The sequence below is a fragment of the Ruegeria sp. AB6 genome (assembly GCF_056542685.1).
The window spans coordinates 492,329-508,428 of the sequence record NZ_JBQGAD010000001.1; the positions used below are offsets into that span (position 1 = coordinate 492,329).

13 protein-coding genes are annotated in these 16,100 nt (G+C 60.7%); 5 read left to right on the top strand and 8 right to left on the bottom strand.

The genetic code is table 11. The features are described from left to right. Positions 1–2 precede the first annotated feature (2 nt). Positions 3–1,016: a hypothetical protein gene (locus ACR0DB_RS02510; protein WP_170789014.1), complete on the top strand. Its 1,014-nt coding sequence runs from the start codon at positions 3–5 to the stop codon at positions 1,014–1,016. Positions 1,017–1,022: 6 nt separating this feature from the next. Here the strand turns inward: ACR0DB_RS02510 and upp are convergent, their stop codons facing one another. The 7 genes from upp to ACR0DB_RS02545 all read right to left on the bottom strand — a co-directional run bounded on the left by upp (position 1,023) and on the right by ACR0DB_RS02545 (position 7,379). Continuing rightward, positions 1,023–1,655, bottom strand: a complete 633-nt coding sequence (upp, locus tag ACR0DB_RS02515; protein WP_170770144.1) for a uracil phosphoribosyltransferase — start codon at positions 1,653–1,655, stop codon at positions 1,023–1,025. Further along, positions 1,652–2,638 carry an adenosine deaminase gene (locus ACR0DB_RS02520; protein WP_480548667.1) on the bottom strand — a complete coding sequence of 329 codons (987 nt, stop codon included), beginning with the start codon at positions 2,636–2,638 and terminating at the stop codon, positions 1,652–1,654. Before ACR0DB_RS02520 ends, upp begins: the two co-directional genes overlap by 4 nt. After that, entirely contained in the window at positions 2,635–3,846 is a 1,212-nt protein-coding gene (locus tag ACR0DB_RS02525) for a phosphopentomutase (RefSeq protein WP_480548669.1), read from the bottom strand. Before ACR0DB_RS02525 ends, ACR0DB_RS02520 begins: the two co-directional genes overlap by 4 nt. Next, positions 3,843–5,150, bottom strand: coding sequence for a thymidine phosphorylase (locus ACR0DB_RS02530; protein ID WP_480548671.1), 1,308 nt, complete (start codon positions 5,148–5,150; stop codon positions 3,843–3,845). The genes ACR0DB_RS02525 and ACR0DB_RS02530 overlap by 4 nt, the downstream gene beginning before the upstream one ends. A 3-nt stretch (positions 5,151–5,153) precedes the next feature. After that, entirely contained in the window at positions 5,154–5,540 is a 387-nt protein-coding gene (locus tag ACR0DB_RS02535; RefSeq protein WP_480548673.1) for a cytidine deaminase, read from the bottom strand. An 89-nt stretch (positions 5,541–5,629) separates the two neighbouring features. Beyond that, positions 5,630–6,721, bottom strand: coding sequence for a cupin domain-containing protein (locus ACR0DB_RS02540; RefSeq protein WP_480548675.1), 1,092 nt, complete (start codon positions 6,719–6,721; stop codon positions 5,630–5,632). Then, positions 6,696–7,379 (bottom strand): hypothetical protein, encoded by a 684-nt coding sequence (locus tag ACR0DB_RS02545; RefSeq protein WP_170770132.1) that lies wholly within the window; start codon positions 7,377–7,379, stop codon positions 6,696–6,698. The genes ACR0DB_RS02540 and ACR0DB_RS02545 overlap by 26 nt, the downstream gene beginning before the upstream one ends. 186 nt (positions 7,380–7,565) lie before the next feature. Between ACR0DB_RS02545 and ACR0DB_RS02550 the strand changes: the two genes are divergently transcribed. From ACR0DB_RS02550 to ACR0DB_RS02560, 3 genes are all read left to right on the top strand, one after another. Then, a complete protein-coding gene (locus ACR0DB_RS02550; protein WP_480548677.1) occupies positions 7,566–9,839 on the top strand; it encodes an NADP-dependent malic enzyme in 2,274 nt (757 codons plus the stop codon). Positions 9,840–10,094: 255 nt separating this feature from the next. After that, positions 10,095–11,984, top strand: coding sequence for a propionate-CoA ligase PrpE (gene prpE, locus ACR0DB_RS02555; protein ID WP_480548679.1), 1,890 nt, complete (start codon positions 10,095–10,097; stop codon positions 11,982–11,984). 178 nt (positions 11,985–12,162) lie between these two features. Then, on the top strand, positions 12,163–13,602 hold the full coding sequence (locus ACR0DB_RS02560; protein ID WP_480548681.1) for an amidase family protein: 1,440 nt from the start codon (positions 12,163–12,165) through the stop codon (positions 13,600–13,602). 259 nt (positions 13,603–13,861) lie between these two features. On the opposite strand, the gene ACR0DB_RS02565 is transcribed toward ACR0DB_RS02560, so the two are convergent. Beyond that, positions 13,862–14,623, bottom strand: coding sequence for an NAD kinase (locus ACR0DB_RS02565; protein ID WP_237215598.1), 762 nt, complete (start codon positions 14,621–14,623; stop codon positions 13,862–13,864). Between the two features lie 167 nt (positions 14,624–14,790). Here ACR0DB_RS02565 and glyA point away from each other — a divergent pair, with 167 nt between their 5' ends. Beyond that, a complete protein-coding gene (glyA, locus tag ACR0DB_RS02570) occupies positions 14,791–16,086 on the top strand; it encodes a serine hydroxymethyltransferase (protein WP_480548683.1) in 1,296 nt (431 codons plus the stop codon). Positions 16,087–16,100: the final 14 nt, after the last annotated feature.

Below are 16,100 nucleotides of genomic sequence, written 5' to 3' on the forward strand. Positions count from 1 at the left end.
TGATGACGGCCCTTAAACAGTACCAACGGATCGAAGCAACCGGTCTGTGGCGGCCATCGCCCGATGTGCAGCGGCGCGAGGTCGTGGTGTCGATTGGCGAAGCCACGATGACAATCTCGGATTTCAACGACAACGCGCTGACCCATTGGTCGCTGGCTGCGCTGGAACGGCAGAACCCCGGCGCATATCCGGCCATCTACAATCCCGATGGCGATCCGGACGAAACGTTGGAGCTGGCCGAAACCGAGACCACCATGATCGAGGCAATCGACCGCCTGCAACGGGCCATTGACCGCAGCCGTCCGCATCCGGGGCGATTGCGCTGGCTCAGCGTCGCCGGTGTTGCCGCCGCCGTCGTGGCCCTTTTGGTGTTCTGGGTGCCCGCCGCCGTGCAAAACCACGTGGTCTCGGTGGTGCCCGAGATCAAACGCCACGATATCGGCGACGCAATTCTTGAACGGATCGAGCGCGTGTCAGGCCGCGCCTGCGCCTCGGTCGACGCACAGGACGCGCTGAAACAGTTGGCCACACGTACCGGTGTGCGTGAAGTGGTTATCCTGCCTGCGGGCGTGCAAACGAGCCTCAGCCTGCCGGGCGGCATTATCCTGCTAAACCGCGCGTTGGTCGAAGATCACGAGGACCCTTCGGTCGCCGCCGGCTATATCGTCGCCGAACGCGCCCGGTCACAGGCACAGGACCCGCTGGACGATCTGCTGAACCGCACAGGTGCTGCAACCGCCTTTCGCCTGCTGACAACCGGGGAGCTGACACCGGGCATCGTCGATGCCTATACCGAAGAGGTTCTGTCTGAACCCCGCCCGTCCCTACCTGATGACGCGTTGCTGGAGATGTTCGCGCAGACCGCCCTGCCCTCGACCCCGTTTGCCTATGCCATGGATGTAACCGGCGAAACCGTGCTGGGGTTGATCGAGGCTGATCCCATGGCCGGACGTCCTCAGCAGCAGGTTCTGCCGGACCGCGATTGGGTCCGGCTACAGAATATTTGCGGCGGCTAGACCAGCTTACTTGGTGCCAAACATCCGGTCGCCCGCATCGCCCAGCCCCGGCATGATATAGCCCTTGGAATTCAGCTCGCGATCCAGCGAGGCCGTGACGATATGCACATCCGGGTGCGCCTCTTTCATGCGTGCGACCCCTTCGGGCGCGGCCAACAAGCAAAGGAAGCGAATATCAGTGGCGCCAGCCTCCTTCAGCAGATCTATCGCCGCGGCTGAACTGTTGCCCGTGGCCAGCATCGGATCAACGGCAATGACCAGACGGTCCTTCAACCCTTCGGGCGCTTTGAAGTAATACTGCACGGGCTTGAGCGTTTCCTCATCGCGGTAGAGGCCGACAAAACCCACACGGGCCGAGGGGATCAGCTCCAGCACCCCGTCCAGCATGCCGTTGCCTGCGCGCAGGATCGACACCAGCGCCAGTTTCTTGCCCGCTAGGATAGGGGCGTCCATTTCCTCCATCGGGGTTTCGATATGGCGGGTGGTCAACGGCATTTCGCGCGTGATCTCATAGGCCAGCAGCAGCGTGATCTCACGCAGCAACTGCCGAAATTCGGCGGTCGAAGTGCCCTTGTCCCGCATGAGCGTCAGTTTGTGCTGCACCAACGGATGGTCAACGACGGTCAGGTGTTCGCTCATGTTCTCTCCAGTCTTGTCTTGACCCGTTCACGGGTCTTGTCATCGCAAAAGGCGGCCGCAAGGGCGGTTTCATTTAGGGCCGCGAAATCCTCGGCCTGCCAGCCGAAGGCTTGCGCCAGCATCTCATATTCGCGCCGCATTGTAGTGTGGAAAAACGGTGGGTCATCGGTGGAAACCGTGACTTTGACACCGGCCTCCCGCAGTTTCGCAATCGGATGGGCCGCGAAGTCGGGGAAAAGCCCCAGCACCACGTTCGAGCCGGGGCAGACCTCTAGTGTGATGTCGCGGTCGAGAATCTCGCGGATCAGGTCAGTGTCTTCGATGGCGCGCACTCCGTGGCCCACACGCTCCACGCCCAGATCGCGGATGGCTTCACGTACGCTTTCGGGGCCGCTGAACTCTCCGGCATGGGTGGTAAGGCGCAGACCGGCCTCACGCGCGCAATCGAAGGCCCACTTATAGTCCCCCTGAGCACCCATAGCCTCGTTCCCGCCCATACCGAACCCGGTGATCCACTCGCCCGCCGTTTCCGCCGCGCAATAGGCGCTGAGTTTAGCCTTGTCCGGCCCGAAATGACGCACGCAGGTCACGACGCCGCGCAGAGTGATATCGTATTTCCGTTCCGCCTCATCCGCCGCATCCTGAATGGCGGTCAGGTAGTCGCGCCAGGCATGCAGGTCTCCGCCGCCGCAGAAATCGGGGCTGAGGAAGGTTTCCGAATAGACCACTCCGTTCGCCGCGCTTTCTTCGAGGATGGCCAGTGTCAGGCGGCGGAAATCCTCGGGCGATTTCAGCACTTCGCAGGCGGCCTCATACACGCTGAGGAAATGCGCGAAGTCGCGGAAATCATAACTACCGTCGGGCTTGAAAATCCCGCTCAGGTCGATGCGCTTTTCATGGGCCAACTGCCGGATAAAGGCGGGCGGGGCCGCGCCTTCGTGGTGCAGGTGCAATTCGATTTTGGGAAGGTCTGCAACGCTCATAGGAAACTCCGCCCCGGCCCATGTGCCGGGATGTTCAGGTGATGTGCGATGCTGGCCGCAATATCGGCGAAATTGACCGCGCCGATCTGACCCGCGCCTCGCCCGGCGATCAGCACCGGAACCTGTTCCCGAGTATGGTCGGTGCCGATCCAGCTGGGGTCATTGCCGTGGTCGGCGGTCAGCAGCATCAGGTCGCCGGGGCGCAGGTGGGCGATGATTGCGCCGATCTCACGGTCGAACCATTCCAGCGCGCGCGCATAGCCGCTGATGTCGCGGCGGTGGCCGTAGAGGCTGTCGAACTCCACGAAATTGGCGAAGGTCAGGCTGCCCTCTTCCGCCTCGTCGACCAGATCGGAGAGGTGGCGCATCAGGTCCGCATCCGAGCCTTTGCGCAATGTGTCGATTCCCTGCATCGAGAAGATATCGCCGATCTTGCCGACCGCATGTACGCGCCGCCCGGCGTCCTGCGCCCAGTTGGTCAGAACCGGCGCGGGCGGCAGGATGGCGAAATCCTTGCGGTTGGTGGTGCGGGTGAAGCCCTGTTCGGGCGAGCCCACAAATGGCCGCGCGATAACCCGGCCCACTTTCATCTCGTGCAGGCGTGGGGCCAGAGTTCGGCACATGTCCAGCAAACGGTCGAGGCCGAAATGCTCCTCATGCGCGGCGATTTGGAACACGCTGTCGGCGGACGTATAGCAAATCGGCCAACCGGTGCGCAGATGTTCAGCCCCAAGGTCGGCAATGATCGCCGTGCCCGACGCGTGACAATCACCCAGAATACCGTCCGTGCCCGCAGCCTCTGCCGCAGCGCGGCTCAGATCAGCGGGGAAGGATGGCTTGGTGTCGGGAAAATAGTGCCAATCCCATGGCACCAGCAGCCCGGCCAGTTCCCAATGGCCCGAGGGCGTGTCTTTGCCCGGCGAGTGTTCCCGCGCGCAGCCCCATAGGCCGGTAGGTTCTGTCGCCAGCCCTGGCGTGTCCGCGCCCGAGGCCAAACGGGTCGCCGCCCCCAACCCCAAAGCGTCCAGATTGGGCAGGTGCAGCGGCCCCGAGCGGCCCTCCTCAGCCCGGCCCTCGGCGCAAGCCTGCGCGATATGGGCCAGCGTGTTGGCCCTCGTATCGGGAACCTCACCGTTGAAAAACTGATCCGCATCCGGCGCGCCGCCGATGCCGACCGAGTCCATCACGACCAGAAACGCGCGGGTCATGCGGTGATCCTTTCATGCACGATCCCCGGCAGCGCGGGGCTGTCCGGCCCGAGACTGATCGCTTGCAGGACGGCCTGCGCCGCCTGTTGCGCCGCGTCTTCGCGGGCGGCGTGGATCACGGCCAACGGCGCACCCTTGTCCAGCTTATCACCCAGCCGCACGATGTCCGAGATGCCAACGGCAGGGTCAATCAGGTCGCTCTCAACTTGCCGCCCACCGCCCAGCGCGACAACGGCCAGACCCAGCGCCTCACCGTCCATCGCGGTCACATAGCCCGCACTTGGCGCAGGGACTTCAAGGATCACGCTGGCCTCGGGCAAGTACCGCGACCAGTTGTCGACGAAATGCAGAGGCGCGCCAACGGCGGCCATCATGCGCCCGAACCTTTCGGCCGCGCGGCCAGAGCGGATAATTTCGGCCAGTTTCTCGCGACCTTCATCCACGGTTGCGCACATCCCGGCATCCACCAGCAGCACGCAGCCTAACTCGACCGAGATTTCGGCCAAGGGCGAATTGTGCCCGTTGGTCATGGCCTTCATGACCTCGCAGATCTCTAACGCGTTGCCCAGCGCCGGAGCCAGAGGTTGGTTCATATCCGTGATCACTGCCGAGGTCCGACACCCCGCAGCATTCGCCGTCTGGGTCAGGGCCTGTGCCAGATTGCGCGCATCTTCGTGAGTTTTCATGAACGCACCGCTGCCCATCTTGACGTCCAGCACCAGTGCATCCGGGCTGGCGGCCAGTTTCTTGGACAGGATCGACGCGGTGATCAGATCAAGGCTTTCCACCGTCGCCGTCACATCGCGGATCGCATAAAGCCGCTTGTCCGCAGGGGCGATCTGCCCCGTTGCACCAACAATAGCCGCACCAGTTTCGCGCAAAATCTGCGCCAGACGATCTTCGCTGATCTGAGTGGTCACGCCCGGAATCGCCTCAAGCTTGTCCAGCGTCCCGCCGGTATGACCCAACCCACGACCCGAGATCATCGGAACATAGGCCCCCATCTCGGCCAGTGCAGGCGCAAGCACCAGACTGACGCTATCCCCCACCCCGCCTGTCGAGTGTTTGTCGATCACCGGGCCATCGACATCCCATGTCAGAACGTCACCGCTGTCGCGCATTGCAACCGTCAGGTCAGCGCGGCCCTGCGCGCCCAGACCGCCCATACAAACGGCCATGGCAAAGGCACCGGCCTGCGCGTCACTAACGCCGCCATCGGCCAGACCTTGCGCGAACCAGCGCAACTCCTCGGCCGTGGGCACCTGACCCCGGCGCAGCTTGGCGTTGATCGAACGGGCGTCCATGGCTCACTCCATATGCGAGGCACCAAAGGCCCCGGGCAGCAGATCGCCGATGGTGGTTTCCATCTCAGACCCTTCGACCGAGGCCAGCGTCACCTTGACCTCGCGCTTGCCAAACTCGGCCAGTTTCTGACGGCACCCCCCGCAGGGCGGCACGGGCTGAGGCGATGAGGCAACCACATAAACCTCGGTCAGTTCCTGCTCACCTGCGGCGACCATGGCAGCAATCGCCCCGGCCTCGGCGCAGGTGCCTTCGGGATAGGCCACGTTTTCCACGTTGCAGCCGGAATAGACGGTGCCGCTTGCCGACCGGACCGCCGCCCCGACCTTGAAGTTCGAATAGGGTGCATAGGCGTTTTCGCGAACTAATAGGGCTGCGTCTTTCAGGCTCATGGCGATTCCCCGATTTTTGATCATCTGGTCAGAAAAATACTGTTCTAGTGAAACGGCGCGCTAAGGTGAAGCCCCGCGCGCCGCAATTCTTACCCCAGCCGTGTGTTGAACGTGCCGGGCAGCGTGACCTCAAGCAGCTCCACATCATCCGAAGGGTCCGACAGGCGCGTACGCATCCCCGGAGGGATCACAAACGCGTCGCCCTGTTCCAGCGGGTACGGCTCGCGCCCTTCACCCTCTAACGTGACCGCGCCGTTCATGACAAAGGTGAAATGGATATCGGTGTCATGTGCGGCCCATTGCGGTTCACCCTGCCCTTTGCGCACCACCTGCACCCCGGCCACGCCCTTGGTGTTTTCGGCAATCGTTGTGTCGCGACAGATATAGCCCGGCAGGCGGAACGGCACCCAATCCGCGCCTTCGGCCTGATTGAAGACGAACTTTTGCCCCTGCCATTCACGATCGGGTCGGTAGTCCGGGGTGGGCAAGTCCATATCGTGATCAATCTCGGTGATGTGCTCGGCAGGCACGCCGATCTCGATCACCTGCACATTGTCCGATGCCTCAAGCACGCGGTGACGGATTTCGGGTGGCTGGATAAAGCAATCACCCGCCGTCAGGCGCATCTTTTCGCCTTGATCCTCATAGACCACATCCACCCAGCCATGGATGCAGAAGATCAGTTGGAACCCGACCTTGTGGAAATGCACCATGTCCGGCACCGGTCCACCGTCGGGAATGCGGATATGGCTAGCAATGATGGACCCGCCCAGCCGGTCGGGCACCAGATCGCGGTAATGCATCCCGGCACGGCCAATGATCCACGGGGCCTGATCCTTGAGCCTGCGCACCACGAAGGAATGAACGGTGTCGGGCATGACCATGGGCGGATTCAGCTCATCAATCTCGACCTTTGTGCCGTTCGGGGCCACTAGGCTGCGCTCCCCGTCGGCAAAGCTGTCGGGGTCATTGGTCAGGATGCGCAACGTGCCGGGGCTTTCCGACGCGTCCTTTTCAATACGCAGCCGCAGCCCGTGGCCGGAAAACACCGCCACCCGAGGGTCATCGGCGGGATAGATCATATCCATCCGCATCCCCAGCACCCTGGTATAGAACGGGATATCGTCGCGCAGCTCCTGCGTGGGCAGGCGAATCTCAGCTTTGGTCTGGTTGTTGGTCATTCACTGTCTCTTCGGTCTTGGCTTTCGGCCATCCGATCAGAACAGCGGCCAGAATGCCAATCGAAAAGAACATCTCAAGCGTTTCTTCGAGCACAAACAGGCGCAGCATCATGGTTTGCGAAATATCCGAACCCATCATCCCGGACACCTCTTCGAGCAGTTGCGCGACCACCGCCGACATGCCCGCCAGGAAAAACACCAGCAAAAAAGGCGCGCGGGCTTTGAACGCGCGCCAGCCAGACGGAATGCCATGCCAGACCAGCCCGCCAAGCACGATTGCAACCAGCACCAAACGCACAAGGGTCATGTCCAGCGCTGTATCCAACCCGCTGAGGATCGTATGCTGCCAAGTGCCAATGGCGTAGATATCTGCCTCAAGCTCGCGCTCGGCCAGCAGAAGACAGACAACGCCAATATACAAACGCGACACGCCACGATAGCGATAAAGCGCAATCACCCCAGCCATCATCAGCGCGAATGCCGATCCGGTTTCGATCAGCCCGCCTTCTTGGTTGAAGGCCGAAGCCTGAACAGGCCAGATTGAAATCACGACCAGAATCCAGGCCATCACAGCCAGCACCGCCCGCAGCCCCACGGATTGCACACCGAACGATCCGTGCAGGACCAAGCCGGGGTTGCGTTCGTCTTTCAAGCTCATATCAGACCTTCATCGCTGCGCGTATTCATTGGGGTTCACGAACGCGGCAGACCGTAAATGTTTCGTGGCAGAATTCAACCAGCACCCCCATGAGGTCGGAAACCCGCAATGAAATGACGCAACGTAGCCAAGCCTCGGAAAATGGTTTAACGATCAACCAAATCTTGGAACGGAGTTGATTTGTCGATGTCGGACACACCCAGCCTGCGGCAGGCCGCGCTTGATTACCACGCCCATCCCAAACCTGGAAAGCTTGAGATCAAGGCCACAAAGCCCATGGCCAATGGCCGCGATCTGGCCCGCGCCTATTCGCCCGGCGTGGCCGAAGCCAGCCTGGAAATCAAGGCCGACCCGCACAATGCCGAGCTTTACACCGCGCGCGGCAATCTTGTTGCAGTGGTCTCGAATGGCACTGCTGTTCTGGGGCTGGGCAATATCGGTGCGCTGGCCTCGAAGCCAGTGATGGAGGGCAAGGCCGTTCTGTTCAAGAAATTCGCCGGTATCGACTGTTTCGATATCGAGGTCGACCAACCCGACCCCGAGAAGCTGGCTGATATCGTCTGCGCGCTGGAACCGACCTTTGGCGCGATCAACCTTGAAGATATCAAGGCCCCCGACTGTTTCATCGTCGAGAAAATCTGCCGCGAGCGGATGAACATCCCCGTTTTTCACGACGACCAGCACGGCACCGCCATTGTCGTGGGCGCTGCGGCCAAGAACGCGCTGCACGTTGCCGGCAAATCGTTCGAAGATATCAAAGTCGTCTCGACCGGCGGCGGGGCGGCCGGGATTGCCTGTCTGTCCATGTTGGTCAAACTGGGTGTCAAGCGCGAGAATATCTGGCTGTGCGATATTCACGGGCTGGTCTACGAGGGCCGCGCCGAGGATATGAATCCGCACAAGGATCAGTTTGCGCAGAAATCCGACCTGCGTACATTGGATGATGTGATCGGCGACGCGGACCTGTTTCTGGGCCTCAGCGGGCCGAATGTGCTCAAGCCCGAAATGGTCGCGAAAATGTCTAGCCGCCCGATCATCTTCGCGTTGGCCAACCCGACGCCGGAAATCCTGCCCGACGCCGCGCGCGAAGTGGCCCCGGATGCAATCATCGCCACAGGCCGCAGTGACTTTCCAAATCAGGTCAACAACGTCCTGTGCTTTCCTTTCATCTTCCGGGGCGCGCTGGATGTAGGCGCAACCGAGATCAACGACGAGATGCAAATCGCTTGCGTGGACGGCATCGCCGAGATGGCGCGCGCCACCACCAGTGCCGAGGCCGCAGCCGCCTATAAAGGGGAACAGTTGACCTTTGGGCCGGACTATCTGATCCCCAAACCCTTTGATCCGCGCCTTGTGGGGGTTGTGTCCTCGTCCGTGGCCAAGGCCGCAATGGACAGCGGCGTTGCCAAGCGTCCCATCGAAGATATCGAGGCGTACAAGGAACAGCTGAACCAGACCGTTTTCAAATCCGCCCTAATCATGCGCCCGGTTTTCGAGGCCGCCGCAGCCGCTTCCCGCAAGATCGTCTTTGCCGAGGGTGAAGATGAACGGGTGTTGCGGGCTGCTCAGGCTATTCTGGAAGAAACCACCGAGACCCCCATTCTGATCGGTCGACCAGACGTGATCGGGGCCCGCTGTGAAAGGTTGGGTTTGACGGTGCGGCCAGGTGCGGATTTTCAGATCGTGAACCCGGAAAACGATCCGCGATACTACGACTATTGGACGTCTTACCACCAGCTCATGCAGCGCCGCGGCGTCACGCCTGATCTGGCCAAGGCCATCATGCGGACAAACAACACCGCAATTGCCGCCATCGCGGTGCAACGGGGCGACGCCGACAGTATGATCTGCGGCACCTTCGGCGAATATCGCTGGCACCTGAACTATGTGGAACAAGTGTTGGCGGACGGCGACCTGCGCCCGCATGGTGCTCTTTCGTTGATGATCTTGGAAGACGGGCCGTTGTTCATCGCCGACACTCATGTGCGGCAACTGCCCTCGCCCGCGGAACTCGCCGAAAGCACCATTGGGGCCGCCCGTCACGTGCGCCGCTTTGGGCTAGAGCCCAAGATCGCTTTCTGCTCGCAATCGCAGTTTGGCAACCAGTCCGAAGGGTCCGGCAAACGCCTGCGGGCCGCGCTGGATATTCTGGATTCCGAGCCGCGTGACTTTACCTATGAGGGCGAGATGAACTTGGATCTGGCACTGGACCCCGAACTGCGCGGGCGGATCTTCCCCAATTCGCGCCTGAAAGGTTCGGCCAATGTGCTGATTTTTGCTCATGCGGACGCAGCCAGCGGTGTGCGGAATATTCTGAAGATGAAGGCCGACGGGCTAGAGGTCGGGCCGATCCTGATGGGGATGGGCAACAAAGCGCATATCGTGACGCCCTCGATCACCGCGCGGGGGCTTTTGAACATGGCCGCCATCGCCGGAACGCCGGTCACGCACTACGGATAATCTGCGGCCGGACGTCTAAAACGGCGTCCGGCCGATTCCCTATCTGTTTGCACGCCTGAATTTGCAGATTTGCAAATTTACCCATCAATCGCCGGATAACCCTCACGCAGTCGTGCATTTGCAAAAATTTGCAAGTCAATTCGGCGAATTCTGCAAACTTTTTGCGATAAAGTGACGCTCCGTCACGCCGCTTGCTTGTCCTGTGGCCGCCCTGCCCCTTACACACATGCCCAGGAATTGACGGAGGAGAACACCGTGGCATATCAGGACGTTTACGAAGGCTGGAAATCCGACCCCGAGGGCTTCTGGATGGAGGCCGCAAAGGGCATCGACTGGGTAAGCCCCCCGACCAAAGCATTGTTCGATGACAACGCGCCGCTATACGAGTGGTTCTCGGACGCCCGCGTAAACACCTGCTGGAACGCTGTCGACCGCCATGTCGAAAACGGACGGGGCGAGCAGACTGCGATCATCTATGACAGCCCGATCACGCATACCAAGCGCGAGATTTCCTATGTCGAGCTGCGCAACCGCGTAGCCAATTTGGCAGGTGCACTTCGGGCCAAGGGTGTCGAAAAGGGCGACCGGGTTATCATCTATATGCCAATGATCCCCGAGGCGCTTGAGGCGATGCTGGCCTGTGCGCGTCTGGGCGCGGTGCATTCGGTGGTATTCGGTGGCTTTGCCAGCAACGAACTGGCCGTGCGGATCGACGACGCCAAACCCAAAGCGATCATCGCCGCCTCCTGCGGGATGGAGCCGGGCCGCGTGGTTCACTACAAACCCCTGCTGGACGGCGCGATTGATCTGGCAGAGCACAAACCCGATTTCTGCGTTATTTTCCAACGCGAACAGGAAGTCGCCCAGCTGGTCGAAGGGCGCGACTTTAACTGGCACGGCTTCCAGTACGGCGTCGAACCGGCTGAATGTGTCCCGGTCGATGGTAATGATCCTGCCTATATCCTTTACACCTCGGGCACGACCGGTTCACCCAAAGGTGTCGTGCGCCCCACGGCAGGCCATCTGGTCGCGTTGAACTGGACGATGAAGAATATCTACAATGTCGACCCTGGTGACGTGTTTTGGGCGGCATCCGACGTGGGATGGGTCGTAGGGCACTCCTACATCTGTTACGCGCCCCTGATCCATGGCAACACCACCATCGTGTTCGAAGGCAAACCCGTGGGTACCCCGGATGCGGGGACCTTCTGGCGCGTGATTTCCGAACACAAAGTCAAAAGCTTTTTCACTGCCCCGACGGCGATCCGCGCGGTTAAACGCGAGGATCCGCAAGGTGAGTTGATCGCCAATTACGACCTGTCCCATTTGGGCGCGCTTTACCTGGCTGGAGAACGGGCAGACCCGGACACGATCGTCTGGGCGCAGGACGCGTTGAAAGTGCCGGTGATCGACCATTGGTGGCAGACTGAAACCGGCTGGACCATCGCTGGCAACCCGCTGGGGATCGAGGAACTGCCGACCAGGTTGGGCTCGCCAGCGAAGCCAATGCCGGGCTATGACGTGCAGATCCTGGACGAAGGCGGCCATCCGATGAAACCCGGCGAGTTGGGCGCGATTGCGGTGAAGTTGCCCCTGCCCCCCGGTACGTTGCCGACGTTGTGGAATGCGGAAGAGCGATTCAAAAGCTCGTACCTCAATCATTTCCCCGGTTACTATGAGACCGGCGATGCAGGCATGATTGATGAGGACGGATATCTATACATCATGGCGCGCACGGATGATGTGATCAACGTTGCGGGCCACCGCCTGTCCACGGGGGGCATGGAGGAGGTTCTGGCCGCCCATCCCGACGTTGCCGAATGCGCTGTGATCGGAGTAACCGACCAGTTGAAGGGCCAGATGCCGGTTGGTTTCCTGTGCCTGAACGCAGGCTGCGACCGCGATCATGCTGAGGTCGTGCAGGATGTGGTCAAGCTGGTGCGCGAAAAGATCGGTCCGGTTGCGGCGTTCAAACAGGCTGTTGTGGTGGACCGCCTACCCAAGACGCGTTCAGGCAAGATCCTGCGGGGGACCATGGTGTCGATTGCCGATGGTGCAGACTACAAAATGCCTGCTACCATCGACGATCCCGCCATTCTGGACGAGATCACGGACGCGCTGAAGACCATCGGCTACGCACAATAACAACGGGAAACTCAAGGGTGCGCCTGTCGGCGCGCCCGATTTACGCTGACGCGCGAATGCGAGGCTCTGCCTCGCGCTCCGGGATATTTCTGGCCAGATGAAAGAGGACCCCCGAAATAGGACTGAACCTCTTGCCATCGGCCGTCGTCCGCCTCAGGTTGAACCCCGGAGGACGAGCATGAGCGACAATGACATCTGGCGACTAAGCGCCACGGACTTGGCGAAGCAGACCCGCAGCAAGCAGATCAGCGCGGTGGAGGCCGTTCAGTCTTCGATTGACCGGCTGCATCAAGTCAATCCAGCCCTGAATGCCGTGGTCGAAGACTTGAGCACTGAGGCATTGACGCACGCGCATACGCTGGATCAGGCCGTGGCTGCGGGCACGGAGCCCGGTCCGCTGCACGGTGTGCCCGTGACGATCAAAATCAATGTCGACCAAAAAGGACACGCGACCACGAATGGGGTCGTGGCTTTGAAAGACGTGATCGCGCCGGACGATGCGCCCATCGTGCGAAACCTGCAAAATGCTGGCGCCGTCGTCCTAGGGCGCACGAATACGCCCGAGTTTTCCTTTCGCGCCGATACCGACAACGAGCTGCACGGCCGCACACATAACCCCTGGGGGCGGCATATCTCGCCTGGTGGGTCCTCGGGCGGGGCCGGCTCGGCGGTGATGGCTGGGATCGGGGCCTTGGCGCATGGCAATGATATTGGCGGCAGTCTGCGGTTTCCGGCGGCGGCAAACGGGGCAGTGACCGTAAAGCCGGGATTGGGCCGCGTGCCTGCGTGGAACCCGAGCCAAAAGGTGGAACGCGGCCTGTTGGCGCAATCCATGTCGGTGCAGGGGATGATCACCCGTTCGGCCACCGATCTGCACCTGTCGATGCCCAGCCTGATCGCCGCCGACCCGCGCGATCCGTTCCATGTGCCGATGCCATGGCGTGGAGCCGCCTATGACGGACCTATCAAGGTTGCTTTTACCAAGAACACGTTCGGCTATGATCTGCATCCAGAAGTCGAAAAGGCCATGGTCTCTGCCCGCGACGCGTTGATTGACGCAGGATATGCGGTAAAGGAGGTCAATCCGCCTGATGTCTTTGATTGTGGGCGCAACGGATACCGCGCTTTGATGGGCGAAGTGCTGACCCTGTTGAAATCTGATATCGAGGCAGCGGGGTCGCAGACCATCCGCGATATATTCGACGTGTATTTTCAGGAATTCCCGCCGATCACCGGTACAGAGCTGATTGAGATGCTGGCCAAGCGCACGCACTATGCGCGCGAATGGTCTCTGTTCATGCGGGACTACCCATTGGTTCTGTCGCCCTTCCTGCCGCAACCATTCTTCAAACCAGACCGCGATACAGAAGGCCCTGAAGGCGTGCATGAGGTGCTGGGTTGCGCGGTTTATTCATATGCGATGAATTTCCTCGGGTTGCCCGCAGCCTGCGTTCCTGCGCGGCTGGCTGATTTGCCAGCAGGGCCGCAGCCGATCAATGTTCAGATCGCAGCCCCGCGCTGGCGTGAGGACATGGCGGTTGATGCAGCCGCGGCCATCGAGGCACGCGTTGGGCAAATGTGTCTGCCACTATGGGATAAGATGGGTTCCGCAGAATAACCCCTGACAAAAGAAATTGACCCCGGGGTTTTGTGCCCGGGGTCCACTTTCTAAAATATGCCCGGAGATCCGATAACAAGCGTAGCACCACCTACCCTTGTCAGCGCCTAAACTGCGCGGTCATTTCGAAAACACCGTCGGCGGCCACTCACTCCCGCCTTGGATGTGTCTCCGGGCAAGTTCACATTAACCCGAGGTTAATCAAACTCCTGTGAACTGGTTCACATAAGCGCGAAAAAACCGTGGTCGACTGTGGAAACTACGTGAATTGCTCAGAAATCAGCCGCTCTTCCAGCCCGTGGCCGGGATCGAACAGGATGCGATGCTGAATTGAAGGCTCAGACCGAATCTCAACCCAGTCGATATCCGGGAATGAGATCGAATCGGCATCTGCCATCACCGGGCGTTTGTCAGCGTCCAGAACATCGAACCGCACTTTTGCGATCTTGGGCAGCAAGGCCCCGCGCCAACGTCGGGGGCGAAAGGCGGCAATAGCGGTCAATGCCAGCACATCCGATCCTATCGGCAGGATTGGTCCATGTGCCGAGTAGTTATAAGCCGTCGACCCCGCTGGCGTAGACAAAAGCGCCCCGTCGCACACCAGTTCATCCATGCGAACACGCCCATCCACGCTAATCCTCAGCCGGGCGGCCTGCGGACCGGCCCGCAGCAGCGACACCTCGTTGATCGCCAAAGCCTCGTGCATCTTGCCGGATTGATCCATGGCGCGCATGGCCAGCGGATTGATGACTTCTTCTTCTGCATCGGCAAGGCGTTCCATCAGATCTGCCTCATGAAACTCGTTCATCAGAAAGCCGATGGTGCCCCGATTCATCCCGTAAACAGGCGTATCCAGATGCTGCATGTTATGCAGCGTGTGCAGCATGAAACCGTCACCGCCCAAAGCGACAACCACATCGGCGTCGCGCGGGGCCGCATTGCCATAGCGCCGCACCAGCGCATCACGGGCGGTCTGGGCCACCTTGGCGTCGCTGGCGAGGAAAGCGATTCTCTGAATCATCGGTTGCAGTTTCCGGTGCTGAACATTTGGTTCCGAAACAACCATACCTTTCCCCGATAGGCCAGTCTTGACGCCGCAGCGGGCCAAATCGTCGCTTTACAGCTTTTGCATATCTGCCGTTTCCGATAGGAAATCCGCAAGATAATTCCAGCCATGCGGAGCCCCCAATGAACGCCAACCTTCGTGACACAGGTTTTTTCACCCAGTCTCTCGCGGATCGTGACCCCGAGCTGTTCGGCTCGATCACATCCGAGCTGGGCCGTCAGCGCGACGAGATCGAGCTGATCGCATCCGAGAACATCGTCTCTGCCGCCGTGATGGAAGCTCAGGGTTCGGTGATGACCAACAAATACGCCGAGGGCTACCCCGGTCGCCGCTACTATGGCGGGTGCCAGTTCGTCGACATAGCCGAGAACCTGGCCATTGACCGTGCCAAGCAGCTCTTCAACTGTGAATTTGCCAACGTACAGCCGAACTCTGGCTCGCAGGCCAACCAAGGCGTGTTCCAAGCACTGATCCAACCCGGCGACACCATTCTGGGCATGAGCCTGGACGCAGGTGGCCACCTGACCCACGGCGCGGCCCCCAACCAGTCGGGCAAGTGGTTCAAGGCCGTTCAATACGGCGTGCGCCAGCAGGACAACATGCTGGACTACGATCAGGTCGAAGCGCTGGCGAAAGAGCACCAGCCCAAGCTGATCATCGCCGGTGGTTCCGCCATTCCGCGCCAGATCGACTTTGCCCGCATGCGCGAGATTGCCGATATGGTCGGCGCCTATCTGCACGTCGACATGGCACACTTTGCCGGTCTGGTTGCCGCAGGCGAGCACCCAAGCCCCTTCCCGCACGCACATGTCGCGACCACTACCACCCACAAGACCCTGCGCGGCCCGCGCGGCGGCATGATCCTGACCAACGACGAGGCGATCGCCAAGAAAGTGAACTCGGCCATCTTCCCCGGCATTCAGGGCGGTCCGCTGATGCATGTCATCGCTGGTAAAGCCGTTGCCTTTGGTGAGGCGCTGCGCCCCGAGTTCAAGACCTACATCCAGCAGGTCATCAACAACGCACAGGCGCTGTCTGATCAGTTGATCAAAGGCGGTCTGGACACAGTTACGCACGGCACCGACACCCATGTGGTTCTGGTTGACCTGCGCCCTAAAGGCGTCAAGGGCAACGCGACCGAAAAGGCCCTGGGTCGTGCGCACATCACCTGCAACAAGAACGGTGTGCCGTTTGATCCGGAAAAACCGACCATCACTAGCGGTATCCGTCTGGGCAGCCCCGCCGGGACCACCCGCGGCTTTGGCGAGGTCGAGTTCCGCCAGATCGCGGACTGGATCATCGAAGTGGTCGACGGTCTGGCCGCCAATGGCGAAGACGGAAATACCGAGGTCGAAGCCAAGGTCAAAGCCGAAGTGGCCGAGCTGTGCGCCCGCTTCCCAATATATCCGAACTTGTAGTTTTTCAGGATATC

What these genes read in the sequence shown, in the direction of transcription:
- ACR0DB_RS02510 (WP_170789014.1), top strand. Translation starts at nt 3, where the DNA reads ATGACGGCCCTTAAACAGTACCAACGGATCGAAGCAACCGGTCTGTGG.
- upp (WP_170770144.1), bottom strand. Translation starts at nt 1,655, where the DNA reads ATGAGCGAACACCTGACCGTCGTTGACCATCCGTTGGTGCAGCACAAA.
- ACR0DB_RS02520 (WP_480548667.1), bottom strand. Translation starts at nt 2,638, where the DNA reads ATGAGCGTTGCAGACCTTCCCAAAATCGAATTGCACCTGCACCACGAA.
- ACR0DB_RS02525 (WP_480548669.1), bottom strand. Translation starts at nt 3,846, where the DNA reads ATGACCCGCGCGTTTCTGGTCGTGATGGACTCGGTCGGCATCGGCGGC.
- ACR0DB_RS02530 (WP_480548671.1), bottom strand. Translation starts at nt 5,150, where the DNA reads ATGGACGCCCGTTCGATCAACGCCAAGCTGCGCCGGGGTCAGGTGCCC.
- ACR0DB_RS02535 (WP_480548673.1), bottom strand. Translation starts at nt 5,540, where the DNA reads ATGAGCCTGAAAGACGCAGCCCTATTAGTTCGCGAAAACGCCTATGCA.
- ACR0DB_RS02540 (WP_480548675.1), bottom strand. Translation starts at nt 6,721, where the DNA reads ATGACCAACAACCAGACCAAAGCTGAGATTCGCCTGCCCACGCAGGAG.
- ACR0DB_RS02545 (WP_170770132.1), bottom strand. Translation starts at nt 7,379, where the DNA reads ATGAGCTTGAAAGACGAACGCAACCCCGGCTTGGTCCTGCACGGATCG.
- ACR0DB_RS02550 (WP_480548677.1), top strand. Translation starts at nt 7,566, where the DNA reads ATGTCGGACACACCCAGCCTGCGGCAGGCCGCGCTTGATTACCACGCC.
- ACR0DB_RS02560 (WP_480548681.1), top strand. Translation starts at nt 12,163, where the DNA reads ATGAGCGACAATGACATCTGGCGACTAAGCGCCACGGACTTGGCGAAG.
- ACR0DB_RS02565 (WP_237215598.1), bottom strand. Translation starts at nt 14,623, where the DNA reads ATGATTCAGAGAATCGCTTTCCTCGCCAGCGACGCCAAGGTGGCCCAG.
- glyA (WP_480548683.1), top strand. Translation starts at nt 14,791, where the DNA reads ATGAACGCCAACCTTCGTGACACAGGTTTTTTCACCCAGTCTCTCGCG.